Origin of the sequence: Desulfopila aestuarii DSM 18488, assembly GCF_900143695.1 — a bacterium.
Taxonomy (GTDB): domain Bacteria; phylum Desulfobacterota; class Desulfobulbia; order Desulfobulbales; family Desulfocapsaceae; genus Desulfopila; species Desulfopila aestuarii.
Genome location: NZ_FRFE01000007.1, coordinates 60718 through 85317 on the forward strand (window position 1 = coordinate 60718; position 24600 = coordinate 85317).

The window sequence follows — 24600 nt, forward strand, 5'->3', positions numbered from 1 at the left end:
ACCCACCACAAGAACTCCTTGAGCACTATGAGATAGATGGAAACCTTCCGGCAGAGATCCATCGAATACGATCCACTATTTTCGCCGAAGTTACCGGCGGAAAAATCTAATGAATATCAGTAACAAAATCATATTTATCTGTCTGCCGATGGCGGTTCTGCCCCTGCTCTTGCTGGGGTTAGTCTTTTTCGTACAGGTGGAAGATACCGTCAGCGATTCGGTACTCAGCGAGCGCGCCAACCTGCTCGACCAGATGAGCGACCAGATTACCCGCACCCGCGGTACCGTCGAAGCGAACTCCAACCTCTTTGCCGGCTCAAAACTCCTGCAAAAGTATCTCACCATCGACGACAGCTGGGAGCGATACTCCATTTTTCTGCCGTCGGTCATCAGCCTCATCCAAAGTTACCAGCAGGCCTATCCTGATTATTGCGAATTCCGCATCCTGTTACCCGACGGGTCCGAGGACTGTCGTGTCACCACCACCGCTATCCCCAACGCCAAAGAAAACGAAGCAGGAAGCAGTTTTTTCATACAAGCGAGCAAAGAGGCGGGAGAGCTTTATTCTACGTTTTCCCTGAGCCCTAACACTCAGGAGCTCTCGTATCTTCTGAGCAGAAAGATGATGCTTGTCAACGAAGGCGCAGTTGAAAAGCTGCATCCGCCAGAACTGCGGGATTTCTTGTTATCACGATAAATATTGAATTTCTGAACGCTGCTCTGGACCGGCTTTCCAGCAACCTGAAAGGCAATCTCTTTTTTATGACCCCTTCAGGCCACCTTATCTGCAACAGACTCAATCACAAAGCTTTTGCCGGCCATACGGCGACACTGACAGAGCTTCTCCAAAGCCCTTCGCCCAGACAGACCATCACATGAGCCGAAAAGTTGGCGGGACAGGCCTTGGCCTCACCATTTCCAGACAGCTGGTTTCTCTTATGGGCGGTGAGATGAGCGTGGAGAGTACCCCCGGCAGAGGTTCAACCTTCCGTTTTAACGCCTGGTTTGGTCGCACAGGAAATCCGCCGGAAAATATTGAAATGGAAATTGCAGCCCCTCCTGCTGACCTGCCAAAGGGAGCCAGGATTTTAGTGGTCGAAGATAATGAGACCAATCAGATTGTGGCAAAAGGCATGTTACAGAAATTGGGCTGCAGACCACAGATAGCAATCGATGGAGCACAGGCCGACGCTGCCACAGCAAGGGAACAATTCGATGCGATCCTGATGGACTGTCAACTGCCTCTTCTTGACGGCAATCAGGCCACCCAAGAGATACGTAGGCTTGAAGCAGAACGGAACCGCCCCCCTGTCCCGATCATTGCTCTCACTGCCCATGCCATCGCCGGGGAAAGAGAACGCTGCCTGGAGGCGAGGATGAACGATTACCTCAGCAAACCTTTTAGTGATAATCAGCTGAAGGAAATACTCGGGCGCTGGCTTCCTGCCAGGTAGCAAACTCCAAGCTTTCATTTCTTTTGGGTGCTTCAGCACTCGATTCGTAAAAAGCTCATTTTTCCGTTTTGCGAATTGCCCAGCAGCACAGCAGCAACACCAGAAGCAGTGAGAGTATCACCATGCCGACTGCCCATCCCAGAATGAAACTGAGGTCGAGGGTAGCCATTCCACCATGCCGCAGCCAGCGGCGCGTCAAGCGAAACGCCGGCCATAAGCCGGAGAGAATCACCACAAACTGATAGAGCACAGCGCAGAACAGAAAGAGAATGGCCCCCGGCTCCATGGTGGCATTGCGGTTTTCGGTTTTGAAATCGGCAAAATACAGGCCGAAACCAAGCGCCAGACCAAGACATGTCCAGGTGGTGAGCAGCTCCGTAAAGAGTGATATCCAGTACATCGGCCCCGTTATCTGCAGCATCGAGTTGGATACCAGCACCAGAATCAGGGTGAGAAAAGTAAAGGGTGGGAAGTAGAAAAGGTATTTGTACAGGAGATAGCGACCGAGCGACAACGGCCCGGTGCGGATGAGATAAAAAGCCCCTCGCTCGTTGCTGATCGACGGGTAGACAAAACGGGTGGCCAGCGATGCCGCCAGAAAGCCCGACAACCCGATATTAGCGAAAGCTATCAGATTACTGATATACTGGGTCGGCATTGGCGAACGATCGAGTGGCAGTACCTTGAAGTTGTAGAGATAGACCACCACCAGGGCACCGATCATAAAGAACTGCGACCATTCCGAGGAATCACGCAAAAAATGTTTCCCCTCCTTTCGAAAGATCCAAGCGGCGGTGGAATGAAAACGGCGCACTGGTCGAAATGCCATATGGCCGCCAAACGACTCCTGTGACTTGGAAAAACCGGTGATAAAAAGCTTTTCCATCACCATCTCACCCACAAAAAAGAGTACCAGCGGTGTCGTGACCAACAGCCCAAGCATCAACCAGTCAACCCTGCCGTCCAAAAGGTAAACGGAGAGCATATTGGCTGCCCATCCAGCTGGCAGCCATGGACCGACCGGGGTGGATATAGCCGAGAAGTAGTCGATAAACTCCGAATACTTATCTGGATTTACCAGATCCTCCGGCCGCATCATCCGAAAGACCAGATAGAGAAAGATTCCAAAACAGAGCGAGAGATAGAGCACAATATCCTTGGTGCGCTTTGCCGGAAAAAGGTAGACGATGGCTACGGTAAGCAGCATGGCAAAGCCCGAAGCGATGGCGGCTGCTGTTGGAACGGCCACTGCCAGCAGCGGCCAGAATAGGGGTCCTGCAGAAAAGATCGAACCATAGGCACCAAAAACCGGCAAGGTAAAGACCAGAATCATCCAGGAGGTGTTGATACTGGTGGTGATGTAACGCATGAAGAAAATTTCCCGCGGTGGAAGCGGAGCAGCGAGTAGAATTTCGTTGTCGTGGGAAAGATAGAGGGTTGAGACCGAAGCCACCATCGACGAAAAGATCAACATGGCAAAGATGGTGATCCAGGCCATCTGGAAGATCTTAAGACTCAAAATAACACCCAGCTCATTCTGGCTGTGAAAATAATTCAGCACCTTATGGGTCACCAGATAGATGGTAACGCAGACTCCAAGACCCAAGAGAAGAATCAGTAGGGAATTGATGCCGAACCGTTTGCCCGGAAAAAGCCGGTTGGCACTGGTTCTGAACCAGGGCTGCAGCAGACGGGGCAGCATCAGGCCGGTCCTCCGGGCTGTTTATTACCGGTGACTACACCGCGTGGCCCGGTCCTGAGAGCCTTGATCACCTCCTGCAGTTCAAAAGCACCGGTCAACTCTAAAAAGATATCTTCAAGATGACCGCTTCCCGCTTTTGCCAGCGCTCGCAATTCCTCAACAGTACCGGTGGCGCGAATCTTGCCATTTACCAGAATAGCGATGCGATCACATAGCTCCTCGGCAATCTCCATGGAATGGGTGGAAAGAAAGATCGAGGTCCCTTCCTCCGCTTTTTTCTTGAACAATTCTTTAACTATGCGTGCACTTTTCGGGTCCAGCCCTACCATCGGCTCATCGACAATGATCAGTGGCTGGTCAAGCATCAGCACCGAGGTCATGATCAGTTTCTGGCGCATGCCGTGGGAATACCCCTCGATCAGGTGATGCCGCCACTCGGTCAGATCGAAAAGCTCAAGATAATCATCAGCCGCCTCCGGCAGCGGCCATGCGCCATCGCCAGGATAGAGACTGCTGATAAAGCGCAAATACTCATCGCCGGTCAGTTTTTCATAGAGAAATGGCCGGTCGGGGATATAGCCGGTGATAGCCTTACACCGGATCGGCTCCTTCACCATATTGAAGCCGCCAATCAGCATCTCGCCGCTGGTGGGTAGCAGAAGTCCCGCCATCATCTTGATAGTTGTGGTCTTGCCTGCCCCATTCGGACCGAGGAAACCATAGATCTCTCCTTTGCCCAACGTAAGACTCACCCCGTCGACAGCATGAAAAGTCCCGAAACTCTTGGTAAGATCTCTCAGCTCCAGCATATGGTCGTTTATGGCTGTCATCTACTCTGCACCCTTTTCTTCATCACCAAGCGGTTCTATGGTCAGCCGGCCCAGCAGCGCTCCGATGCGGACCTGCTCACCCAGCTCACCCTAGACAAATTTGATATGACTGAGATCGGCCGGAAACTGGTTGGTGGTGGTATCAAGGGACAGCCATCGTCCGCCAACGCAGACCTCATTCCAGGCGTGATAGTAAAACGCGCCTTGATGGAACATCACCCCAGCGGCAATCCGGGTGGGGATTCCTGCGTTTCTTGCCAGGGCCGCGAAAAGCGCCGCATGTTCATTGCAATCCCCCCGTAGATTATCAAGGGTGGTCAGGGCGTCGGGAATGCCCAGCACCGGTCGTTTTTCCAAATTATTGTAGACCCAGTCTGCCAGTTTCTGGATGCGCTTAAGGCGGCTGTCACCCAGGGCAATCACCTTCGCCACAAGCTCAGCAATTTTCGCAGAATCCGCCTGGATATAGGGTGTCGCAGCAAGGCTGTCGCCGAGATCGTCACACGCGTTCTCGCTATCGGCGATCGCATTCTCCGGCTCCACTTCCTGTTCGATGGTCAGGATATCGCCGTTGTAGTGTTGCCGTCCATCGTTCAAATCGAATTCCCCATCCTCAGGCAATTGCAGGCGATAGCGCATCTGTGTTCGCCCCTCAAGTACCGGCATCGTCCCGGTTACCTGCACCGCCACTGAAGCCAGCAGCTCATCACCGGTTTCGCTCACATTCAGCGCCTTGAACTTCGGCTCCTTGATAAAGACAAATCCGGCAGGCGATTCTTCCTTCATCACATCACCCTCATCGCTAAGCCACAGGCTTACCCGGGCACCACCATAGTTTTCCGTGAATTTATGAAGGTTATAAACCCGTCCACCGATCTGCACCCGGTCACGCCCCCAGTATTCCACCACTGAGTCCTTGGCAGTCAGACTCACAGGGTCAAACCAGGGCACCTTGAGCCGGTCGCCTTTGGCCAACCCTTCTGTCAGCAGATAACCGCGCCGGGCGGTGGGGACTATGGGCGGTCCGGTCACCGGCAAACTGTCGGTGATGGTATTGCTGCCGGTGGTGAGATTAAAATCCACCATTTTTCCATTCACCGCACCGCTCGCCGACATTCGGTAAAACGGTGATTCAAAATCGAAAATGAAGCTCTCCAAGGTGGAATCTGCATTCAGCACCGCTTGCAGATGGAGGTCGATCTTGTGCATGGTCTCCGCAACATTGAGGTTCATATGCGCTTTCTGATCGATCTGGATGGTCTTCCCCTCACCAGGCTGATACTGATTTATCACATAGCCGATCTTCTGGTCGCGAAAATAGATCCCCTGATACTCTTCCCGGGCAGCCTGCTCAAGCAATTGCTGCTCACCTGGCGTTACAGTGGTGACAAAGAACTCGCGCTGGATGAGCAGGCCGAGGAACACCAACCAAACCAGGATGACTGTGGAGCGGAACCAGAATGCTTTTTTATGAGAAAAAAAGTTCATTATCAATGTAGCTCTGGGTATTCTCAATGATGATGGATACGTAAAGCTGCGCTCTGCCATATGTACTGCCAAATCACCGCACTCCTAAAAGAATATAACAGCCTCACAGTTCAGACAAGGCAATCCCCCAGACAAGCCAGTTCTCACTTTCAGGGCTTACGATAAATTACAAGCAATCCCAAAGCCGCCACCGCAGCGAACGTTGCCCCGGCCAAAAACGTCGCCGAAGCACCAAAAGACTGCCACAAGGTCCCGGCAATACCACTCGCCAGCAAAATCGCTCCGCCGCTCACCAGATGAAAAAAGCCGAAAGCCGTTCCTCGCAACTCAAGAGGCGCCGTTTCTGCAACAAGTTTGGCAAATAACCCTTGGGTGAGTGCCATATGCAGCCCCCAGATCGCGGCCCCGATAAAAACCAACCAAGGTGAGGCTGCCATTGCCAGAACCATGTCGGCAACAATCAAAACCCCAATTCCCATTAGCAGCAGCGTCCGCGGCTTCAACTCGTCGGCAGCCGCTCCCGCCGGATAGGCGCAGACAGAATAGACAACATTCATTACTATCATAATCGCCGGGACATAACCAATCGCCAGCCCGACATCTTGCCCACGAAGAATCAGAAACGCCTCACTGAATCGAGCCAGAGCAAAAACTGCCCCGAAAATGACAACCAGCCAGAAACGAAGGGGCAACCGTTTGGCATCCGCCAGAACAAGTGGTTTTCTCTGGTCGGCGGCAACACCGGCAGAGCCGGTCTCATGAACCATGGTCATTAAAAGCACCACCGCCAGGAACCCAGGCACTACCGCCACCCACATAACTGCGTGTATATTACCTGCCAGCACTATCATCAGCACCAGCGCGAGAAGCGGCCCAACAAACGCCCCCACCGAATCAAGCGCCTGCCTGAGACCATATGCCGCACCCCAGAGTCGAGGCGGAGAGATATCGGCGACAAGGGCATCACGGGGTGCACCGCGAATACCTTTGCCGATACGATCGATAAAGCGCGCAATGAATACCCAGCCGATCGTTGTCGCCAACGGGAATAGCGGTTTGCTCATCGCGCCAAGCGTATAACCGGCAACTGCCAACATCTTTCGTCTGCCAAAATAGTCACTGATGGCTCCAGAAAAAATCTTGGTGATCGCAGCCGTCGCTTCGGCAATACCTTCAATAAAGCCCAATGCAGAAACAGACGCCCCGAGGGTTGTGACCATGAAAATTGGCAGAAGGCTATGAATAAGCTCAGAAGAAATATCCATAAGCATTGAGACAAAGCCCAACACCCAGACGCCTTTCGGCAAAGTGCGAAAACCTTCTTTACCGCTCTCTGGCAGCCCAGGTTGATGTATCTTTGTAACTGTCATTTATGATGATCTCGTGAAAAAGTCATCTCGGCTGTTTAGATCGACATTGAAAATGATATGTCGCAGCCAAACTCAAACCCCTGTGCACAGCCGAAAAGATATGCATCCTTTCATTTTTTCTCATCTGATACCTTGTTGAGCAGCAGTTTTCCCTCTCACTCCTCATGGAAAAAAGCCCTATCTCGCAGGCCCTTTCGTGCTTATCAAACATAAGTGGTGGAGAAAATCGCGCAAAGTGAACAACTCCTTCTGCTGCGGCTGCCACCCTTTGTTTAAAAAACCAGCAGCCGAACCGTTTCCCTAAATTCTGTGGATTGAGACTGCTGAATTTCCTCGACGTATATTTCTTTTGTACAACGATGCCGGGCCCCCCTTGTCCGGGGCAAGGAGGATATCATGAAGTCACGTGTACCAGCGATAATCATTGTCCTTATAATAACTGCTTTCTTTTGTGCGAGTGGTCCAACCTTAGCGGCAACTATAGATGATAGCGACTCGCTTGCCGGGGTCAAAGAGACCAAGACGCTTTTTGACGTCAGCGTCAGTGAGCCAGAAAAGCTGGAATTTTACCTGCGCGTTATTAAAAGAACTTACGACGGTCTTGTTCGCCAGGGCCAGAAACCCGATATGGTCATTGCCTTTCGCGGCCCTTCTGTCCTGCTAATCAACAGTGAAACCTGGTCCTATTCGGAAGAAGATGAGAAAATCCTGAAACAAGCTGCTGTGCTCTTGCAGGAACTGAAAGCCCTCGACGTCCGCCTCGAAGCCTGCTCGGTTGCGACCGAACTCTTTAAGGTCGACAACAGCACCATCCTGCCGGAGATCAAGGTAGTGGGCAACACCTTCATTTCCCTTACCGGTTATCAAATGAAAGGCTACGCACTTATTCCCATCCATTAACACAGTGGCTCTTGTCAGCAACGAGGCATAACAATGTACAACAAAAGTAAAATACAAAGCCGGGCGGCCCTGTTCCTGGTCGCTGTGCTGATCCTGACGGGAAGTGCAATCCGTGTGTCAGCAATGGAATCCTCGCTGGTTCCGGTGTCCGATTCGATCTTTCACGATAATCGGAGTAAAAAAGACTGGCAGATGAACCGTTCCAGTAGAATGAAAGATGTGGAGGAGGTTCAACACTATCTGCAGAAACTGAACACGAATGGAGATACGGGATGGCGATTGCCAACCAAGGAAGAACTCTACAGTCTCTTTTCCCTGTTTGACCTCAAAGAGAACGGTAAAGTGAAAATTCGACTGGAAGGTAAATACTGGTTGCAGGACGAGGCTGACACCATCTATGTCGGAGCCTGGGAAATTGGCGATCAATGCGAACCGACCCGAAGTTTCTTTCGGGGCAATGCCGGCTATATCCGAGCTGTACGACCATAACCCCGCAAGCATAAGGCTCTATAAGCTCCAGCCCCAATACTTGAGAAACGCCGGAAAGTCACGAAGGTCCGAAGCCGCACGGGCCCAGGGTTTGAGACTAGTGTAGAATACGGGGCCGTCATCTGTATTTCTGCCTAGGCGCTTATCCTCTCCCACCCGCCAGTCAAAGGCCCACCAACTGATGAGCAGCCGCTCCCAGATCTTCTGACTGCCGTGTACATAATCTTTCCGTGGGCCATCTGTTTCAAAAAAAGAAAACGTCTCACCATCGGCAAATGGCAGACGCACGAGGGATTCTTTCGGATGCAGTGTTACCGTTACCTGGGGGTAGCGTATTCCTCCCGCCGCATCCTCCAGTCGGATAGCCATCACCCGGTGCACACCATCCCGCAACCAAATATGGAGTTTTGCAAGTGTAGGATCACCATCATAAGTCAGTATTCCAGGTAGCGTTTCCCCATAGACATATTGCTCTTTACTGTTCCAACCTTCCGGCAAAGCTGCAGGATCGAGAAAAGAGGTGGGAATAATGGCGAGATAACAGCCGCAGGTGTGAAGACTGGTAACAAGAACCGGCTGGTTTCGTTCATCGAGAGTGACGATGACCAGGAGGCCGACATTTTTCCCCGCAGTAAGATAAAATGGCAGAATTGAAGAGGGAATTTCGGAGAAATGTACACGATAGACAAGATTGGTGTACCTGCCTCTCTGGCCCGCCCAGCTCCGCTCTTCAGCAAATATTTGTGGGGTATCGGGGTTAATGGAAACAATGCGGCTACCATCACCCACATCCTCAATGATCGGTGAGCCAATACGGTTATAGTCATGTGCAGGGTTTTCAACGACAAACAGCGGCGCATTGTCAGCGAGTCGGCCTTCACCGCTCACGTTGTAGGCGAGGGAATTTTCAGGAGTCAGATGAACGGGCGGTGTAGCGCATGCCGAAAGGACACACAACACCAAGCCAAGGAGAGGGAGATACCGTGTTATCGCCATGTCGGTTCCTTCTGGGTGGGCACACTTTAGATTTCTACTTTCAAGGTCATGTATTTCTTGCTGTCAAGACAACGTTCATTTAAAAACATAACCGTTGACGCCTAAACGCGTTCTGATCCCAACTGGATTATTATAAAGTTGAAAAATGTGTCAGAAACTGAAATGCAAGATCTATCTCGTTTTCATCTGAAAAGAGGCAACTCATGAAATTTAAAGGTGTACTTATCCTGCTGGCTTTTCTTATGGCCATAAACACTACCATGGCTGCGGAAAAAACGGTACACTTTGCGACCCTGGACTGGGAACCGTATGTCGGCCAAAACATAAAAAACAACGGCTATGTTACAGAAATTGTCATCGAAGCCTTCAAACGCTCCGGTTATACCACCGAGATCATTTTCTATCCCTGGGCAAGAGCTGTCAGAACAGCTGAATATGGAGAGGTGGATGGCATTTTTCCGGAGTATTACGACGAGGGCCGAAAAAAGAGTTTTGTTTTTTCCGACCCATTCCCTGGCGGACCGGTCGGACTTTATAAGCGAAAGGACACCGCCGCCACCTACTCTGTAGATCCGCAAACAAACCAGACAGAAGCACTCCGCGGTTTAGCAGCCTACCGATTCGGCGTCGTCCGTGGCTATATCAACACCGCAGAATTTGACGCAGCTGATTTTCTCAAGAAAGATGAAGGGTTCAGTGACGAAATTAACATCAAAAAGCTGTATAATAGACGTATCGATTTCATGTTCATTGATAAGTTCGTCGCCGAGCACCTTATCACGGATAAATTCCCGGAATTTGCAGCGGAACTTGAATTCATGGTACCACCCTTAGAGAATAAACTGCTCTATGTCGCGTTTTCCAAACAGGCCGCCGATTACCAGGAAAAGCTTTCGGCATTTAATCAGGGGCTTGCCCAGATCACGGCAGACGGAACCCTGGCTGCAATAATAAAACGACATGGCTTTGAACACCATGATATTCCTATTAAATAGTTTTGAGTCTTAACAGACTAGAAAAAACATTACTCAGTCAACTCCATGACCATCTCATGCCAGCTCATACCACCATGATCCGATGCTGACGCTTTCACATAACTGAAACCAAACCGCTGATAGATGGCCACATGCTGTTTTTTGCACATGAGCTGAATGGATGATTTGTTGAGCTCTTTCATCCGTCGTACATGACGCGCCATAAGAATTGAGGCAAATCCCTGTCCCTGATACTCCGGGCGAACAACCAGCGACATAATGACGTTGTGCCTGCCGTCCGGATCATGTCCGACAAGTTCCTTGAACGACTCGTCCGTCATTTCCACCTTATCGGTGCAGCCGGAATTGATAAAACCAACAATGCGCTTATCAACCTCAAGTACCCAAAACCCCTCTGGATAGGTCTCAATACGGGTTTGTATTTTTTCTCTGGTTGCAGCTTCATCCCCGTCATAGGAGACCGTCTCGATTTCAAAACAGCGATCGAGATCTGTGAGCCGAGGGGGGCGCAGGGTGTAATTAGAAAGTTCCATATGTCTCTACAATATCCGGTATGTAGTTTTTAAAAGCCAAAGGCAAATACTCTACACGTCGCTTCCATCTCGTGCAACTGGATCATAGTTAACCTGCCGAAAACGGTCAGCACCAGCTCCGGAAGCTGAAGCCCAAAGAGCAGAAAATCAGGTCGGACATGACTCCCGACAAGTCACGATGTCAGCAAAAAAGTAAATCATCGAATCCCCGACATTCAACAGGTATGCGCTCAATTTTGTCATTGAATTGGACCGGACGACTTGGTATATGTCGCTGCTTTATGTTTCCCTCTCCCCGAGTCGACACGAGTATATGAATTCGATCAATACCACATTTGACACACCGGTCCTTGAACTCAAGGGCAGCATCATGACCGTCATCGTGTTGCATCTGAAAGCAACCGACGCCGGTCGGCTTTATCCGCAGCTCGAACAGAAAATCGGCAAGGCCCAGGCCTTCTTTCGGAACGCCCCGGTACTCATTGACCTGAGTGACCTCGGCGAAGCAGAGCAGTTGGCTCTTGATTTTACAGAACTTGCTTCGACCCTGCGTGGGATGGGGGTCGTTCCTGTCGGTGTTCGCGGCAGTGCTCGTTCGCAAAATGAAAGGATCCTGCATGCGGGGCTCGGCTTGCTGCCGGCTGTCAAGGCGGAAAGGTCGGTTGCCGCGACAGAAAGCCAGCCTTCAACCATTCAGGATACAACGCAGGAAGCGGAAGAGGCAAAGCTCGTTGCCAATGCACCTCAGCAAACATCTTCCGCAATCCCGACCAAGGTGATAACCCAGCCGGTTCGTTCCGGGCAGCAGGTATTTGCTCCAGAAGGGGATTTGGTCATCCTCTCTTCGGTCAATGCCGGAGCGGAGCTTCTCGCCGCAGGCAACATCCATGTCTACGGCGCTCTGAGAGGTCGGGCCATGGCCGGCATCAACGGTGATGCGACGGCCCGGATCTTCAGCCTGCAGTGCAACCCGGAACTGGTGGCCATCGCCGGTGAATATCTGGTGAACGAATCGCTGGCCCCGTCCTGCATTAATCAATGCGTACTCGTGTCTCTAGGGAGCAAAGGTTTGCAGTTTGATGTCACTGGATCGTTTACGCCTGCTCCGTAAACGAAATTCAAAAAAATAATCAGCCAGATCTGCCGATCTGTTATCCGCTGAAGAAACAGACGACTCCCCGATAGGGCCGGTCGATCCCCGGTGCGAGCCACGCACATTTTCAAACCTCTACTAACTCCACATTTTTCATTTTTTCTAACAATATGACTGAGAAACTTCTTCACGAACACACGGAACAGACACAGGCCAAAGTGGTCGTCGTCACCTCCGGTAAAGGCGGGGTGGGTAAAACGACTACCAGCGCAGCTTTTGCATCCGCACTCGCAGTGCGGGGATACAAGACGGTTGTTATCGATTTCGATGTCGGTCTGCGCAACCTCGACCTCATCATGGGCTGCGAGCGCAGAGTGGTTTACGACCTCTTGAATGTCATCCATGGCGAAGGCTCCCTGAACCAGGCCCTGATCAAGGATAAACGCGTCGGCAACCTCTATATCCTGCCCGCCTCCCAGACTAGGGATAATGATGCCCTGTCGATCGAAGGTGTCGGTGAAGTCATTGCCGCTTTGCGGAAAAACTTCGAATATATCATCTGCGACTCACCTGCCGGTATTGAAAAGGGAGCCATGACCGCAATGTATTTCGCCGACGAGGCTCTGGTAGTGACTAATCCGGAGATTTCCTCGGTACGTGACTCGGATCGCATCATTGGCATGCTGGCCAGTAAAACCCGCCGGGCCGAGCAGAACCTGCCGCCGGTCAAGGAACACCTGATCATCACCCGTTATGATCCCCTCAGGGTTACCAAAGGCGATATGCTAAGTGCCGGCGATGTCAATGAAATCCTCGCCATCCCATTTCTGGGTGTCGTGCCTGAGTCGAAGTCGGTTCTTGCCGCCTCCAACTCAGGGATACCGGTGACTCTGGCCGATGAAGGTGATGCCCACGAGGCCTATTTCGATATCGTCGACCGATTCCTCGGTGAGGATAAACCATTCCGGTTTATGGATGTCCCCAGAAAAGGCATTTTTTCCCGCTTATTTGGAGGCCGATAACATGAGTTTTTTTGATCTGTTCCGCTTTAAACGGAAAAGCTCCGCGTCGATAGCCAAAGAACGCCTCCAGATTATCGTCTCTCATGAACGGCGGCGTCCCTCGACCCCTGATTTTCTGCCGCAGCTCCAGCAGGACATTCTGGGAGTCGTGCGAAAATACATCCCAATCAATGAAAATCAGATCAAGTTGTCGGTCGACCGAAAAGGCGACTCCGAAGTTCTTGAATTGAATATCTCGTTATCTTCGGATTCATAAGTATCTTCGGCCGCGAGGAATTCGGCAGGAAAGCACAAGCCATATGCTTTCCTGCCTTCATTACAGCATTACAGCAAGTATTTCATCGTTACCTGTTGTGTTGCATGCAGGTTTCATTAAAAATAGAGGCTACAGTTTCTTCCACTTCTTTCAGCCAATTTTCCCGTTGTTCCCTCGTGCTCGTTACGATGACATTGAACATTCTTCGATGGAAATGACGTACTCCGCACAGGTCGAAAATGCAATTTTTCCAAATAGTCTCAAGTGGATCCAGGAAAACGGTTCGTTCGCGCTCGGTTTCGGTGTTCGAGGTGTTGAAGACAATGACACTTTTTGCCTTTAATAAACCGTTCGGCACGCCCTCCCCCGTATCACCTTCCAGAAATTCATACGCAATACCCGGCCGCATTACCCTATCCACCCAGCCCGTTAAAATGGCAGGCGGCATTCCCCACCAGTTCGGATGAATAATGACGAAGCCGTCGGCTTCTGACGCCTCCTGACAATGCGCTGCAATTTCCGGTGGAAGCACCACGTCTTTGGGAATTTCTCCAGACGGCAGAATAGCATCGAATCGTTCCTGGTATAAATCATGGTACATGACCTCTAAACCACCTTTCTTCAGGGCAGTAATGGTGGCTTGAGCGATAGCATGATTGAAACTTGCAGGATCGGGATGCGCAAGAATGACGGATACTTTCATGAGTTACTCGTATTCCTCCTTTTTATTCACGTTATACTTACCACCAAAATTCAACCGCATGCGGCAAGAGAAATCGTGCATAGGCTATGTGGAGATGTTCTTTTTCAGCTGATGAAACTGCCAACATAAGCGATGCGGATCGCAGGTCCGCTCCATTGGCCTGTTTGGTGAACTTATCGCTTTCCCAACACCGGCAAACGAGAGTGTCATGTTTTTATTTGAGCCGAAGAAATTCTCCGTCGATGATCATGAGTTTCACCCCAGTTTTTGTAACTGAACGATGAGAGCTCAACTCATCTGAAACGACATACGACATACCGGGCGTCAAAATGGAATACGTACCATCTTTTTGTTCATTAACGACTTCCCCTTCCAGACAATGAACAATGTGTCCTTTCTCACACCAGTGATCAGCCCTGTAGTCCTCCGAATATTCAACTATTCTGAGGCGAAGACCATCGAATTGTACAGTTTGCCAGTGGGCAACGCCTGTTTCGCCTTTATGTTCAGTCTTTGGTATTTTCGACCAATCAATGGTTTGAAACGGGATGTTTTTATTGTGCATAATTTTTAATCCTTTGAGGTCGTATCAACTGGTGCATGGCAGACACCTCTGTCTAAGCCTGCCCCTTATTCAAATCGTTATAAGTTTCTCGTCATCTTTCAAAATTCTCGTCAGGGGCTCGCCCCAATAGATAACTTCAATATCCAGCTTTTCTAAAGCCGCGGTAACCCCAAGCTGATTTGCACATGCCTTGCACGCTGTGAGATGAACACCCTCCAGCTTCGCTTCCTGGATCAGTTGCTGGATTTCGAGATTTTCACTCACCAGCTTGGCAGTTGCTCCCCAGACAATGATCGTGACATTTTCCCACCATTTATGTCGTTTGGCGTTGATGCCATACATGAAGACCATTTTCTCTGAAGTGATGAAATTATCATTTGTCCACAGTATATAAAGATCTGTTTTATCTTTCATTTGTATCCCTTTTATGTATTTCCTGACAGTTCGTCTGGTCAACCGACACCCTCAGTCAATCAGCAGGCCCTGCCTGTTCCATATGTTTAATTATCTCGTCGGCCCTTATAGCCTGTATAACCACGCCAAAGCTCTTAATGCTTGATAGCGTTTCATTGTGATGTTTCCGGATGAGTTCTGCAGGAGCATGATTTTTGTCATGAGTCGTGTGTCCATCTGCAACAATCTGAACCGAGTAACCGAGTGCAGCAGCGGCCCGAACTGTCGAATCGACACAATATTCAGTGGCATAACCGCAGACTATTAAGTTGTTAACCCCTTCCCGCTCAAGAAGTTCCTGCAAGTTGGTTCTTAAAAATGAATTTGGCGTTGTTTTTCGTACCCTATAGTCTAAAGGGTCGCTTGTAAGCTCTCGTACCAGAACCCAACCAGGACTATTATATTTCAATGTCCCTTCAGCCTGTTCATGCTGAACAAATACTACTGGTACCCGGTTCTTTCTTGCGCGGGCTGTAAGTCTGTTAATCCTTTCAATCGTATTTTCATACTCATACGGTTTCCCAGGCTTATCAAACAAACCAACTTGAAGATCTATGACAATGACTGCGGATTTCATGATATTCCTTTAAAAAATAAATGACGAAAAAGAGAGACACCCGCTGAGAAGATGATTCTTTGTTAGGTAATGGAATGAATAAATGTACTCATTACCAAAGAATGCCAGAATACCTATTTATATTTTTCTTTACTCTCGATTTACATTTGATCCTTTTCTGGAGGTGCGCCACAAAAGATATGTGAGCAGCAAGGCTTGCAGTCCAAAGAATACTGAAGTCATAACATTCATCATCTGGCTTACATTGAGTGCGGTATAAAGCTCATCTGCAAAAAGATGACGGCTAATGTTCCTTAAGATGAAGAACTCGATAAAACCAATAATAATTACCTTATGCCTCATCGGATCGCGAGAAGCCATCCAGGCAAGATAGCCGAGAACGAATGCAAAAGACCCTATTATTCTAATAAAATAGATATTCGTAGTGTTCCAATCGAGGGTGCCTCCATAATGAGCAATAGCGGCTTTTTGAAAATCAATTGAAAACATGAGCCCAAAACCAAAAGCAAGATGGAAGAGAGCTATGAAAATAAGCACGGCCCTAAGCTGATTAAGAGCATTCATTTGGTAAGCTCATAAGTATATGGTGATGGGGTAAGTATCAAGCTGCGTTAAACATTTCCCCTTCTGGAAAGTCCAATCGCGGCCCACTCAGGCCAGCATCGTTCTCTATAACCTGAGCCTCTTACATCATGAGGATTTCAGAAGAGGCTCAACTGTAAAAGATTGTCTGATTACCCCGAAGTTCAGCTTCATGACGTATGGGGTAAGGAGAGAGAAGTGAGGAACGCCTGCATGAAATGAGAGTGCTCGTTCCAACAATATGAAAGTAGAAGAAATTCTGTTTGGTGACTACTCCCCAATATGTCACGCCTCTCACCTCTCACCTCTCACCTCTCACCTCTCACCTAACCTTATCAGGCTGAGAATGAGGTGGAATCAAAAAAGATTATTTCACATAACCGCTCCCTATGGCGGAGAAAGGGAGTTCTAACTCGAGTTCTGGGACCTGTTTTGCAATCCACGCGACAAAAGTGTTGCTGTTAGGTCCGGGGAATACTTTATAGGTTGTTTTCCACGGATAATCTCTGGCTGCCTGATCGATAGCATTGATCAATTGGTCAGCCTCTGCACCTTGGATGTCTTTTAGAACCTTCGGTTTCTCTCCATACCAGTAACGATCTGGTATATCCCGGGCCACTCTCATGACAGGTTCGTTGCGGGAACTGCGCCAGCCAACCACATCATAAACGGTGTAAAAGTCTTCGCCCGACCGTTTGGCAGCTATCCATGTATGAATAGCAAACCAGCCGCGCCAGCCCCAAGCGTCTGCACCATATACCTGGACTATTGCTTCATGGGTACGAGATGGGTCTGGCGCGATTCCTGCGGAGTCACGCCTTGCTGTCTTCCAGTCGTTATTCAGACCGCAACCTGTTATCAACAATCCGGTTATGGTGATTGCCAGCAATGATTTCAGAGACATTGTTGATCTATGTATTTTAATATATTTGCATTATACAATATTATTACATCGTTCATGCTACTTTAAAGCCGGCGCCCTTGCCTTGCCAACCCTCATGAACGAGAGTAACTCGCCGCTTAGATATTTTCTCAACATACTCCTTTACTAGACATTTCCAGAAGTCTTCACAACTTACCCGCCTTGAAGTGTGCCACAATGCATCATACCCTCACCCCTAACAGCATATTGCCGTCTTGTCATTCCAATAAGCACTTCTAACTATCCTGTGGCATTTTGGCTGTAGCCACATCTTTTCTACTTCGTACATATTTTCTACGATATGTACGAGGGTAGATAACTAAAACCAATATTTTCGGGAAAACCTTGAAGGGCTTTTACACTTTTCAGGGTAGTTGCGTTAGGATATAGTACCTTTCAACTCACCATTTCTAAAACATTGTAGCTTGCCAATCTCGACACTATCTTTCTATCATCGAAACTCGAACACTCGCACTGAAATATTACTGAAGAAAACATCATATTTGTTATTCACCCAGAGAGTCAATGACCATGGAGAATGAAACCCCATGCAACTCACCTTCATCGGCACAGGCGATTGCGCCGGTGTACCGGTCTACAATTGTACATGTCCCATTTGCGCAGAAAGCAGAACCAACCCACAGAAAAGACGCAGCTCCTGCTGCGCCTACCTCACCACTGAGACAACGCGACTGCTGATAGACGCAGGAGCACCAGACCTCGGTGATCGCTTTTCCCGAAATGCCATCGACCTGATCCTCTTAAGTCACTACCACATCGACCATGTCTATGGGCTTTTCCCTATGCGCTGGGGCTCGTCCTGCAAGCCAATTCCTGTCTACGGCCCTGATTATCCCAAAGGATGTGCTGATCTGTTACAACATCCGGGCATATTTGATTTCTCTCACACCTTGCAGCCATTTATCAGCCAACAACTTACCGATATTGAAATCACGCCACTGCCGCTCAATCACTCCAAGCCGTCTCTTGGTTATGCCCTGAAATACGGCAATTCACGCCTTGCCTGGCTCTCCGACACCAGCGGCTTGCCCGGTGACACCATCAATTTCCTCAAAAAATGGCTACCATCAACCATGGTTCTTGATTGTACCTTTCCACCACTTGAACACCCTCATCCCAACCATAACGACATCGACTCGGCGATTGCACTGCACCATGCAATAGGCCCTGAATCAACCTACCTTACCCATATAAGCCACGATCTCGATTTCTGGTTTTCCACCAGTGGATTTCTTCTGCCACAGGGATTACATTTGGCATCAGATGGGTTGAATATGAGAGTTTAGCAGGTCACCGGCTACGTTTTCAGCAGTTATTCAAATACTTGTAATCACATGCCCTATTCACCAATATCAAAAACCCTGCTTGTACATTCTTTACGGTTTTGGTAAATAGCAGAACCAGTTCACCCCATCTTCATGTCTCACCATTCCCTTCCGGCTGCCTGCCCGATCGACTTTATGGGCAACAACTGCTGGGATGGAAACATAACTCACACCAGCAAGGGCCAGGAAGTAATGAGTACAGCGCAGTATGTATCGGTTCATGGCGGGCATTCAGGCCAGTTCTGTTATCACGCCAAAGACACACTTGAAGAGATCATTCAATCATATATCAGTCATGGTTTTCCCTGGGTTGGCATCACCGAGCATGTTCCCGGTATCACTATGGAACTGCTCTACCCGGATCAGCAGAAAGCCGGATTCACCCCGGCATCACTCCTCGAACGTTTCGATCGCTACATGCAGGAGTGCAGGAGACTGAAGCAAAAATATGCTGACCAGATTGACATCTATGCCGCCATGGAAATTGAAACATACAGCGGCTACGATACCTTCATCCCAAATTTGATCGAACGCTACCGCCCTGATTACATTGTCGGTTCAATCCATTTTGTTAACGACATGGTTTTCGATTATTCCAGGGAACGCTATGATCTTCTGGCCGAGACAGTTGGCGGACATGACGAATTGTACAGCCGTTATTTCGACATGCAGTATGAGATGATCGAACTGTTGCGCCCGGAAGTCGTCGGCCATTTTGATCTGATACGCATTTTCGACCCCTACTACAAAGAGCGGTTACGAAAACCGGAGATTGAGGCAAAAGTGATCCGCAATCTCGAATTAATTAAGAAGTATAATCTGATCATGGATTTCAATATACGTTCACTACTGAAGGGAGCGGACGAGCCCTACATCACCGCTCACATCCTGCAGATGGCCAAGGATCTTGATATTGCAGTGGTACCCGGAGACGATTCGCACGGGCTGGATAATATCCATATCAATATGGATAAAGCCATCAGTATCTTGAAGGAATACGGCTTTGCCACCAACTGGCGAAAACCACGACGTATACACTACGATTGATATTTTCCCGAAAACGATACCCACCCTACCTGCAGCGGCTCTTCCTTACGGAAACGAGCCGCTTTTTTTTTGACAACAACCTCGCGTGCTTCCTTTTTTTATGGTTATGACATTTTTGCATTGCTATTCTTTTCGTAGCGCGCTACGTTTTTCATAGCGAGGCGCCATCAAGGCTTCCAACTCAACCACGAACATCCAATGGAGGAAAATCATGCCTGTTATCACCGTCACCATGGCCACGGGGCAAACCAGCCGCGAACAGAAACAGCAACTGGTCGAGAGTTTCACTACTCAGGCAGTAGAGATTACCAAAATTCCGGCAGCTGCCTTCACAATCCTCATCCACGAACTTACGCCCGATGCCATCGGTGTGGCTGGAGAGACTCTGGAACAACGATTGAAGAAGCAATAGCGTGGCAATTTTTCAAACACGAGAGGAGATTCTGCTGACGGGGTGATGCTGTAACATAGCCAGGATAGCTTCTCTCCTTTGCTCTTTCTTTTTTTTGCCTTCGGCGCTACACTATCAGTAGCACCAGTAACCCAGCGTTGACGAAAGGAAGAGGGAACACATGGCAATACCACGTCCTGGAAAACCGGTACGGGGCTCGCAGTCTGGAGCCCCGATCATGGCAGTATTCGATCTATTGGGCAGGCGATGGGCCATGGGCATCATATGGAATCTCAGTAGAGGAGCAGCGTCATTTCGCGCCTTACAAGGATACTGCGAAACCATTTCCCCATCCATATTAAACAGCCGGCTGAAAGATCTGCGTGAAGCGGGACTGATAGAGCTGGTCAGCGACGGCTATCAGCTGACAGCGATGGGAGAAAAACTCTTTCAATTGCTGAAACCTTTCGGTGACTGGGCCATCCATTGGGCAAAATCGGTAAGTGACGATGACCCGGCACGCTGGGACAACTACCGCACCCGTAAAGACTGAACAGTAACAACCATTTTCATCACCGTTATGCACTTCACCCACGACTGCGATCAATCCATCCAGGACACGACTCCACTCTGGTTTATCCTGCATCATGACGCCATCTACCTGACCGGAAGCGACCAGCAACGCCAGGTCCCGTGCCAGGTTGCGCCACCGGTGAGCGCGACGGATATCGTCTACAGCCGCTGTATCGGCAGCTATGGTGGGCACGCCTGTATGGTGCTTGAACTGCGGGAAAAAGTCGCAGATACATCCCTTAGCAGCGTAACCCTGCGGGAGGCACACGGCCATATCGGCGAGGAGTTGTGGATCATTGCCGGTCGGGCCAGCCAGATTTTACGCTGGCGACACGATCATCGATTTTGCGGTCGCTGCGGTACTGAAATGAATGAAGAACCGGGTGAATTACTGCGCAAATGTCCACACTGCGGATACTTCACCTATCCCCGTATCTCGCCTGCCGTCATCATGTCGGTAGTGAAAGACGACCAGATACTTCTTGGCCGCTCGCCCCGTTTCCCTAGAGGCATGTATAGCGTACTTGCCGGATTTGTCGAGCCAGGCGAGACGCTTGAGCAGGCGGTGGCGCGGGAAGTGCGGGAAGAGGTGAAGATCGAAATCACCGATATCCGCTATTTCGGCAGCCAGCCATGGCCCTTCCCCCACTCGCTCATGGTCGGATTCACTGCCCGTTACGCCTCCGGAATCATCGAGGTGGACAACCGGGAACTCGAAGACGCAAGCTGGTTCTCACCTCTGGATATGCCACGGCTCCCCTCCTCAATCTCAATTTCCCGTAGATTGATAGATGATTTCCTTGAAGGATCCAACAACACATCCTCCTGACATCACAAACACGTAGACTGGCTACTCGACCACCTCAAACTGCCCCATCATCCCCCGATCCTCATGCTCCAGCAGGTGGCAATGGTACATGTAGATTCCGGTGTAATCCTCGAAGCGAGCAATTATTCTCACTTTTTCACCTGGCAGAATCAGTACGGTATCTTTCCGACCGCGTTCCTGTGGTTCGGGTGGCTGGCCATTTCTATCGAGAACCTGGAACTGGACGTCATGTAAATGCATGGAGTGCGGCATCTGCATCATGCCGGTCGATAAATTACTGATTTCCCAAATCTCGGTTGTACCAAGCTTTACCTTCTCATCGATCCGATTCATGTCCATATGCTTACCGTTGATGGCCAGAGGACCGCTTTGTGAAAAGGTTTCCATGGAAAATGTTCTGGTTTGGACGGCGTCCTTTTCCTGCAGCCAGTCGAGGGTAACCAGTTTCTCCGGCAATGCAAACGAGGTCGATGGGGCTGGCCCCACCTGAAAGCGCATGGCCTCGTGACGTCCGCCAGGCAGCTGATCCACTACCAGACCAGGACCATTTCCCTTCGTATCTCCACTGAAATCAACCAGGATTTCAGCACGTTCTCCCGGCGAAAGCAGCACCTCTGTCAGCCCCACCGGCTGTTCTAAAAAGCCGCCATCGGTTGCGATCTGTAAAAATCTGCGACCGTCACCAAAACCGATCCTGTAGATCGTTGAGTTGGAGCCGTTCAAGAGCCGCAGCCGAACCAGCCCGCCAGGTACCTCCAGAACCGGCCACTCGGTTCCGTTTACCAGAAGAATATTACCGATCAATCCGTGCATCACATCCATCATCGACTGCACGTAAGCCAAAGTACCATCCTGGAAAAAACGTCGATCCTGAATAATCAATGGAAAATCGTCAACCCCATATGTTTTCGGGATAGCGAGCGAGTCGGCAACCTCGTCTTCGATATAGAAGAGACCTGCCAAACCCATATAGACATGCTCGCCAGTCAACCCCATGGCATGGGGATGGTACCAGAGCGTCGCCGCTTGCTGGTTGATGGTGAATTTCGGCTGCCAGCTCGTACCCGGTGCAATAGGCTGGCGCGGACCGCCATCAAATTCGGCCGGAACGTGGAGCCCGTGCCAGTGCAGCGTGGTCTGCTGATCAAGCTTGTTCAGTACATTGAGATGTACCTTCTGCCCGTTGCGCACCCTGATTGTGGGCCCTAAATAATTGCCGTTATAGCCCATGGTTGGGGTAAGAAACTCTTTGACTAATCGGCTTTTACCCCGCTGGGCTGTGAGTGAAAAGCTGGCCGTGCCTGGATCTGTCGACAGGTTCTCAAGAAGTGGCGGGACCGGCAGTGGCGTAGTGAAAGGCTGATAATCGCCGGCAGATAATACCGGCTGAGGTAAGAATACGTTTTCTCCCAGAACCGCAAGGCCGAGTGCGGCGCAGCTCGTCTTCAGGAACGTCCGACGCTTCATACTTCCTCCTCATCAATTGCATCCGCTGCCTGAAGGCAGAGATGTCAGTCCAACGTGCGAAAATAACAGCACAGAAAAAATGTAAGCACGTTCTGGTTTTGTAAGGAGAGAAAAGAAATGATCGAAGCAAAAGCAGGAGCTGCAACCTCATTACGACAGTTGGCTCATCGGAAAGTTTATTAGTCCAGTTCTTTCAACCGCTTTTTATCGCTCTTGTGATAAAGGTCAAAGAAGATGACGGAATTGTCAGGCAGGGTATCACAGCCATCGCATTTCTGTTCCAGGCGAGCATTTTCCTTGCGGCAGAGACGACACCAGTAATAGATAAGCCGATAATCCCGGCGGCCGACATATTTTTTGAACCTGCCGTGATAAAGGCCTTTCATTTTACCATCGGCGTTGGCAGGGTCATCAAGAAGCCGGTCGATAATTTTCTGGATGCGCACATAGCCGGGCGGATCTGCCTGATGCACCTCGTCGAGCTTTCTTTCGAAATGCGGCATCGGTCTGTACACAAACTTACTATTTTCCATATCGGACAACCCGTCGTATTCTACATTGAAATCTTAACAACATGTAAACGTATCGGCCCTCATGCTCCTATCTACTCAAAAAATACCCACCCTGCAATTCCAGAGATAGTCTGCCCAAGGTTTGGCACAGTTCGGGCAGCACCACCTTTACAAACTACGCGATGGTGCCAACAGTTAACGGATTGACTGAATCATTTATCCATCCAACTTCACACCACAAAGGAATGTTATGTCCAGTAGCTTCGGAACCCTGTATCGAGTCAGCACCTTCGGAGAATCTCACTGCAAGGGGGTCGGTGTGGTCATCGACGGCTGCCCTCCCGGTCTGCAACTGACGGAAGCGGATATTCAACCGCAGCTTGACCGCAGGCGTCCTGGTCAATCGAGTTTTTCCACCGACCGGCAGGAAAAAGATCAGGTTACCATCATTTCCGGTACCGAGAACGGAAGGACACTGGGCACGCCCATCGCCCTGCAGGTTGCCAATAAAGATCAGCGTCCACAGGATTATGGTGAGATGGCTGATATCCCACGCCCCTCCCATGCCGATTACACCTACCAGATGAAATACGGCATTAAGGCCTCTTCGGGCGGCGGCAGGTCAAGTGCCAGAGAAACTATTGGGACAGTCGCAGCCGGAGCCGTGGCGGAAAAGGTGCTCAGGGAAAAATTCAACGTCGAGATCATCGCCTGGGTGGAGAGTGCAGGTGACATCACCGCTGCAGAGCAGGATATGCTGACGATCACCCGACAGCAGGTCGATGCCAGTCCTATCCGCTGCCCGGACCTTAACGCAGCTGCCAAAATGCAGGCGATGATTGCCGAACTGAAAGAGGCAGGGGATTCCACCGGCGGTATCGTCTCCTGCGTTATCCGTAACGTGCCCGTAGGTCTTGGCGAACCCACCTATGAAAAGCTCGAGGCCAAACTGGCCCAGGCGATGCTGGCCATCCCGGCCACCAAGGGTTTTGAGATCGGCTCCGGTTTTGCTGGCACCCGACTGCGCGGCTCACAGCATAACGATCCCTTTGTCGCAAAAGATTTGGGACTCGGCACCGCCACCAATAACTCGGGCGGCATCCAGGGCGGTATCTCTAACGGCGAACCGATTTATTTTCGTATAGCCTTCAAACCGCCGGCCACCATTGCCCTGCCCCAGCCCACTGTCGATTTTGACGGTAACTCCGTGCTACTGGAAGCAAAAGGCCGGCATGACCCGTGCGTGGTCCCAAGGGCTGTGGCTATCGTCGAATCAATGGCTGCGCTGGTATTGCTTGATATGGCACTCAGGCAGGAAGCACGAAAAGCAATGAGCTTTTAAAGCCAAAGTGAGAGCACTCTGTAAGCCAAAGAGCGTTTTTTCCAGCCATAGGACCACAATGAGGGAGAAAATGCTTGAATCTACGGCCTGAACACAGTACTAAATCCTGATGTTGCATGCTGCAATAGGCAACATATAAACGTTTTTGCATTGTCAGTACAGG

At 50.1% G+C, this 24600-nt stretch carries 28 protein-coding genes; 14 read left to right on the top strand and 14 right to left on the bottom strand.

Annotated features, from left to right (window positions below; all coding sequences use genetic code 11):
* The first annotated feature begins 109 nt into the window (after positions 1-109).
* Positions 110-697 carry a hypothetical protein gene (locus BUF15_RS08885; protein WP_073613123.1) on the top strand — a complete coding sequence of 196 codons (588 nt, stop codon included), beginning with the start codon at positions 110-112 and terminating at the stop codon, positions 695-697.
* An 88-nt stretch (positions 698-785) separates the two neighbouring features.
* On the top strand, positions 786-1454 hold the full coding sequence (locus BUF15_RS08890) for an ATP-binding response regulator (protein WP_268753176.1): 669 nt from the start codon (positions 786-788) through the stop codon (positions 1452-1454).
* A gap of 55 nt (positions 1455-1509) precedes the next feature.
* On the opposite strand, the gene BUF15_RS08895 is transcribed toward BUF15_RS08890, so the two are convergent.
* The 4 genes from BUF15_RS08895 to BUF15_RS08910 all read right to left on the bottom strand — a co-directional run bounded on the left by BUF15_RS08895 (position 1510) and on the right by BUF15_RS08910 (position 6844).
* On the bottom strand, positions 1510-3156 hold the full coding sequence (locus tag BUF15_RS08895; RefSeq protein WP_073613125.1) for a putative ABC transporter permease subunit: 1647 nt from the start codon (positions 3154-3156) through the stop codon (positions 1510-1512).
* Positions 3156-3986 carry an ABC transporter ATP-binding protein gene (locus BUF15_RS08900; RefSeq protein WP_073613126.1) on the bottom strand — a complete coding sequence of 277 codons (831 nt, stop codon included), beginning with the start codon at positions 3984-3986 and terminating at the stop codon, positions 3156-3158. Before BUF15_RS08900 ends, BUF15_RS08895 begins: the two co-directional genes overlap by 1 nt.
* A gap of 90 nt (positions 3987-4076) precedes the next feature.
* The gene (locus tag BUF15_RS08905; RefSeq protein WP_073613127.1) at positions 4077-5474 is read right to left on the bottom strand and encodes a transglutaminase-like domain-containing protein; all 1398 of its coding nucleotides are present in this window, start codon (positions 5472-5474) and stop codon (positions 4077-4079) included.
* Between the two features lie 149 nt (positions 5475-5623).
* The gene (locus tag BUF15_RS08910; protein WP_073613128.1) at positions 5624-6844 is read right to left on the bottom strand and encodes an MFS transporter; all 1221 of its coding nucleotides are present in this window, start codon (positions 6842-6844) and stop codon (positions 5624-5626) included.
* Positions 6845-7240: 396 nt separating this feature from the next.
* On the opposite strand from BUF15_RS08910, the gene BUF15_RS08915 reads away from it, so the two are divergent.
* Positions 7241-7744 (top strand): DsrE family protein, encoded by a 504-nt coding sequence (locus tag BUF15_RS08915; protein WP_073613129.1) that lies wholly within the window; start codon positions 7241-7243, stop codon positions 7742-7744.
* 33 nt (positions 7745-7777) lie between these two features.
* Positions 7778-8233, top strand: a complete 456-nt coding sequence (locus BUF15_RS08920; RefSeq protein ID WP_073613130.1) for an Lcl C-terminal domain-containing protein — start codon at positions 7778-7780, stop codon at positions 8231-8233.
* 18 nt (positions 8234-8251) lie between these two features.
* Here BUF15_RS08920 and BUF15_RS08925 read toward each other — a convergent pair whose 3' ends face one another.
* The gene (locus tag BUF15_RS08925) at positions 8252-9229 is read right to left on the bottom strand and encodes a hypothetical protein (RefSeq protein ID WP_073613131.1); all 978 of its coding nucleotides are present in this window, start codon (positions 9227-9229) and stop codon (positions 8252-8254) included.
* Between the two features lie 203 nt (positions 9230-9432).
* On the opposite strand from BUF15_RS08925, the gene BUF15_RS08930 reads away from it, so the two are divergent.
* Positions 9433-10224 (top strand): substrate-binding periplasmic protein, encoded by a 792-nt coding sequence (locus tag BUF15_RS08930; protein WP_073613132.1) that lies wholly within the window; start codon positions 9433-9435, stop codon positions 10222-10224.
* A gap of 29 nt (positions 10225-10253) precedes the next feature.
* Here BUF15_RS08930 and BUF15_RS08935 read toward each other — a convergent pair whose 3' ends face one another.
* A complete protein-coding gene (locus tag BUF15_RS08935; protein WP_073613133.1) occupies positions 10254-10757 on the bottom strand; it encodes a GNAT family N-acetyltransferase in 504 nt (167 codons plus the stop codon).
* Positions 10758-11070: 313 nt separating this feature from the next.
* Between BUF15_RS08935 and minC the strand changes: the two genes are divergently transcribed.
* From minC to minE, 3 genes are all read left to right on the top strand, one after another.
* The gene (gene minC / locus BUF15_RS08940; protein WP_073613134.1) at positions 11071-11868 is read left to right on the top strand and encodes a septum site-determining protein MinC; all 798 of its coding nucleotides are present in this window, start codon (positions 11071-11073) and stop codon (positions 11866-11868) included.
* A gap of 152 nt (positions 11869-12020) precedes the next feature.
* A complete protein-coding gene (gene minD, locus BUF15_RS08945; protein WP_073613135.1) occupies positions 12021-12872 on the top strand; it encodes a septum site-determining protein MinD in 852 nt (283 codons plus the stop codon).
* 1 nt (position 12873) lies between these two features.
* The gene (gene minE / locus BUF15_RS08950) at positions 12874-13128 is read left to right on the top strand and encodes a cell division topological specificity factor MinE (RefSeq protein WP_073613136.1); all 255 of its coding nucleotides are present in this window, start codon (positions 12874-12876) and stop codon (positions 13126-13128) included.
* An 88-nt stretch (positions 13129-13216) separates the two neighbouring features.
* On the opposite strand, the gene BUF15_RS08955 is transcribed toward minE, so the two are convergent.
* From BUF15_RS08955 to BUF15_RS08980, 6 genes are all read right to left on the bottom strand, one after another.
* Positions 13217-13831, bottom strand: a complete 615-nt coding sequence (locus BUF15_RS08955) for an NAD(P)H-dependent oxidoreductase (RefSeq protein WP_073613137.1) — start codon at positions 13829-13831, stop codon at positions 13217-13219.
* A gap of 214 nt (positions 13832-14045) precedes the next feature.
* A complete protein-coding gene (locus tag BUF15_RS08960; protein WP_073613138.1) occupies positions 14046-14396 on the bottom strand; it encodes a DHCW motif cupin fold protein in 351 nt (116 codons plus the stop codon).
* Between the two features lie 69 nt (positions 14397-14465).
* The gene (locus BUF15_RS08965; protein WP_073613139.1) at positions 14466-14810 is read right to left on the bottom strand and encodes a DsrE family protein; all 345 of its coding nucleotides are present in this window, start codon (positions 14808-14810) and stop codon (positions 14466-14468) included.
* 55 nt (positions 14811-14865) lie between these two features.
* Positions 14866-15426 carry a cysteine hydrolase family protein gene (locus BUF15_RS08970; RefSeq protein ID WP_073613140.1) on the bottom strand — a complete coding sequence of 187 codons (561 nt, stop codon included), beginning with the start codon at positions 15424-15426 and terminating at the stop codon, positions 14866-14868.
* 129 nt (positions 15427-15555) lie between these two features.
* Positions 15556-15990 (bottom strand): hypothetical protein, encoded by a 435-nt coding sequence (locus BUF15_RS08975; RefSeq protein WP_073613141.1) that lies wholly within the window; start codon positions 15988-15990, stop codon positions 15556-15558.
* Positions 15991-16375: 385 nt separating this feature from the next.
* On the bottom strand, positions 16376-16912 hold the full coding sequence (locus BUF15_RS08980) for a DUF3750 domain-containing protein (protein ID WP_073613142.1): 537 nt from the start codon (positions 16910-16912) through the stop codon (positions 16376-16378).
* 566 nt (positions 16913-17478) lie between these two features.
* On the opposite strand from BUF15_RS08980, the gene phnP reads away from it, so the two are divergent.
* The 5 genes from phnP (at position 17479) to nudC (ending at position 21116) form a co-directional block, all read left to right on the top strand.
* On the top strand, positions 17479-18237 hold the full coding sequence (gene phnP, locus BUF15_RS08985) for a phosphonate metabolism protein PhnP (RefSeq protein ID WP_073613143.1): 759 nt from the start codon (positions 17479-17481) through the stop codon (positions 18235-18237).
* A 132-nt stretch (positions 18238-18369) separates the two neighbouring features.
* Positions 18370-19323, top strand: a complete 954-nt coding sequence (locus BUF15_RS08990; protein WP_234981144.1) for a histidinol-phosphatase — start codon at positions 18370-18372, stop codon at positions 19321-19323.
* 211 nt (positions 19324-19534) lie between these two features.
* A complete protein-coding gene (gene dmpI / locus BUF15_RS08995; protein WP_073613144.1) occupies positions 19535-19735 on the top strand; it encodes a 4-oxalocrotonate tautomerase DmpI in 201 nt (66 codons plus the stop codon).
* Between the two features lie 160 nt (positions 19736-19895).
* Positions 19896-20267 carry a winged helix-turn-helix transcriptional regulator gene (locus BUF15_RS09000; RefSeq protein ID WP_073613145.1) on the top strand — a complete coding sequence of 124 codons (372 nt, stop codon included), beginning with the start codon at positions 19896-19898 and terminating at the stop codon, positions 20265-20267.
* Positions 20268-20294: 27 nt separating this feature from the next.
* Complete coding sequence (gene nudC / locus BUF15_RS09005; protein WP_084553781.1) at positions 20295-21116, top strand: NAD(+) diphosphatase; 822 nt, start codon at positions 20295-20297, stop codon at positions 21114-21116.
* Positions 21117-21137: 21 nt separating this feature from the next.
* Here nudC and BUF15_RS09010 read toward each other — a convergent pair whose 3' ends face one another.
* Positions 21138-22583, bottom strand: coding sequence for a multicopper oxidase family protein (locus BUF15_RS09010; protein ID WP_073613146.1), 1446 nt, complete (start codon positions 22581-22583; stop codon positions 21138-21140).
* Positions 22584-22762: 179 nt separating this feature from the next.
* Positions 22763-23116, bottom strand: coding sequence for a type II toxin-antitoxin system RelE family toxin (locus tag BUF15_RS09015; protein WP_073613147.1), 354 nt, complete (start codon positions 23114-23116; stop codon positions 22763-22765).
* A gap of 229 nt (positions 23117-23345) precedes the next feature.
* Here BUF15_RS09015 and aroC point away from each other — a divergent pair, with 229 nt between their 5' ends.
* Positions 23346-24437 (top strand): chorismate synthase, encoded by a 1092-nt coding sequence (gene aroC / locus BUF15_RS09020; protein ID WP_073613148.1) that lies wholly within the window; start codon positions 23346-23348, stop codon positions 24435-24437.
* The last annotated feature ends 163 nt before the right edge of the window (positions 24438-24600 follow it).

Coding starts and splice junctions, on each gene's coding strand:
- BUF15_RS08885 (WP_073613123.1), top strand. CDS start 110: ATGAATATCAGTAACAAAATCATATTTATCTGTCTGCCGATGGCGGTT.
- BUF15_RS08895 (WP_073613125.1), bottom strand. CDS start 3,156: ATGCTGCCCCGTCTGCTGCAGCCCTGGTTCAGAACCAGTGCCAACCGG.
- BUF15_RS08900 (WP_073613126.1), bottom strand. CDS start 3,986: ATGACAGCCATAAACGACCATATGCTGGAGCTGAGAGATCTTACCAAG.
- BUF15_RS08905 (WP_073613127.1), bottom strand. CDS start 5,474: ATGAACTTTTTTTCTCATAAAAAAGCATTCTGGTTCCGCTCCACAGTC.
- BUF15_RS08910 (WP_073613128.1), bottom strand. CDS start 6,844: ATGACAGTTACAAAGATACATCAACCTGGGCTGCCAGAGAGCGGTAAA.
- BUF15_RS08915 (WP_073613129.1), top strand. CDS start 7,241: ATGAAGTCACGTGTACCAGCGATAATCATTGTCCTTATAATAACTGCT.
- BUF15_RS08920 (WP_073613130.1), top strand. CDS start 7,778: ATGTACAACAAAAGTAAAATACAAAGCCGGGCGGCCCTGTTCCTGGTC.
- BUF15_RS08925 (WP_073613131.1), bottom strand. CDS start 9,229: ATGGCGATAACACGGTATCTCCCTCTCCTTGGCTTGGTGTTGTGTGTC.
- BUF15_RS08930 (WP_073613132.1), top strand. CDS start 9,433: ATGAAATTTAAAGGTGTACTTATCCTGCTGGCTTTTCTTATGGCCATA.
- BUF15_RS08935 (WP_073613133.1), bottom strand. CDS start 10,757: ATGGAACTTTCTAATTACACCCTGCGCCCCCCTCGGCTCACAGATCTC.
- minC (WP_073613134.1), top strand. CDS start 11,071: ATGAATTCGATCAATACCACATTTGACACACCGGTCCTTGAACTCAAG.
- minD (WP_073613135.1), top strand. CDS start 12,021: ATGACTGAGAAACTTCTTCACGAACACACGGAACAGACACAGGCCAAA.
- minE (WP_073613136.1), top strand. CDS start 12,874: ATGAGTTTTTTTGATCTGTTCCGCTTTAAACGGAAAAGCTCCGCGTCG.
- BUF15_RS08955 (WP_073613137.1), bottom strand. CDS start 13,831: ATGAAAGTATCCGTCATTCTTGCGCATCCCGATCCTGCAAGTTTCAAT.
- BUF15_RS08960 (WP_073613138.1), bottom strand. CDS start 14,396: ATGCACAATAAAAACATCCCGTTTCAAACCATTGATTGGTCGAAAATA.
- BUF15_RS08965 (WP_073613139.1), bottom strand. CDS start 14,810: ATGAAAGATAAAACAGATCTTTATATACTGTGGACAAATGATAATTTC.
- BUF15_RS08970 (WP_073613140.1), bottom strand. CDS start 15,426: ATGAAATCCGCAGTCATTGTCATAGATCTTCAAGTTGGTTTGTTTGAT.
- BUF15_RS08975 (WP_073613141.1), bottom strand. CDS start 15,990: ATGAATGCTCTTAATCAGCTTAGGGCCGTGCTTATTTTCATAGCTCTC.
- BUF15_RS08980 (WP_073613142.1), bottom strand. CDS start 16,912: ATGTCTCTGAAATCATTGCTGGCAATCACCATAACCGGATTGTTGATA.
- phnP (WP_073613143.1), top strand. CDS start 17,479: ATGCAACTCACCTTCATCGGCACAGGCGATTGCGCCGGTGTACCGGTC.
- BUF15_RS08990 (WP_234981144.1), top strand. CDS start 18,370: ATGTCTCACCATTCCCTTCCGGCTGCCTGCCCGATCGACTTTATGGGC.
- dmpI (WP_073613144.1), top strand. CDS start 19,535: ATGCCTGTTATCACCGTCACCATGGCCACGGGGCAAACCAGCCGCGAA.
- BUF15_RS09000 (WP_073613145.1), top strand. CDS start 19,896: ATGGCAATACCACGTCCTGGAAAACCGGTACGGGGCTCGCAGTCTGGA.
- nudC (WP_084553781.1), top strand. CDS start 20,295: ATGCACTTCACCCACGACTGCGATCAATCCATCCAGGACACGACTCCA.
- BUF15_RS09010 (WP_073613146.1), bottom strand. CDS start 22,583: ATGAAGCGTCGGACGTTCCTGAAGACGAGCTGCGCCGCACTCGGCCTT.
- BUF15_RS09015 (WP_073613147.1), bottom strand. CDS start 23,116: ATGGAAAATAGTAAGTTTGTGTACAGACCGATGCCGCATTTCGAAAGA.
- aroC (WP_073613148.1), top strand. CDS start 23,346: ATGTCCAGTAGCTTCGGAACCCTGTATCGAGTCAGCACCTTCGGAGAA.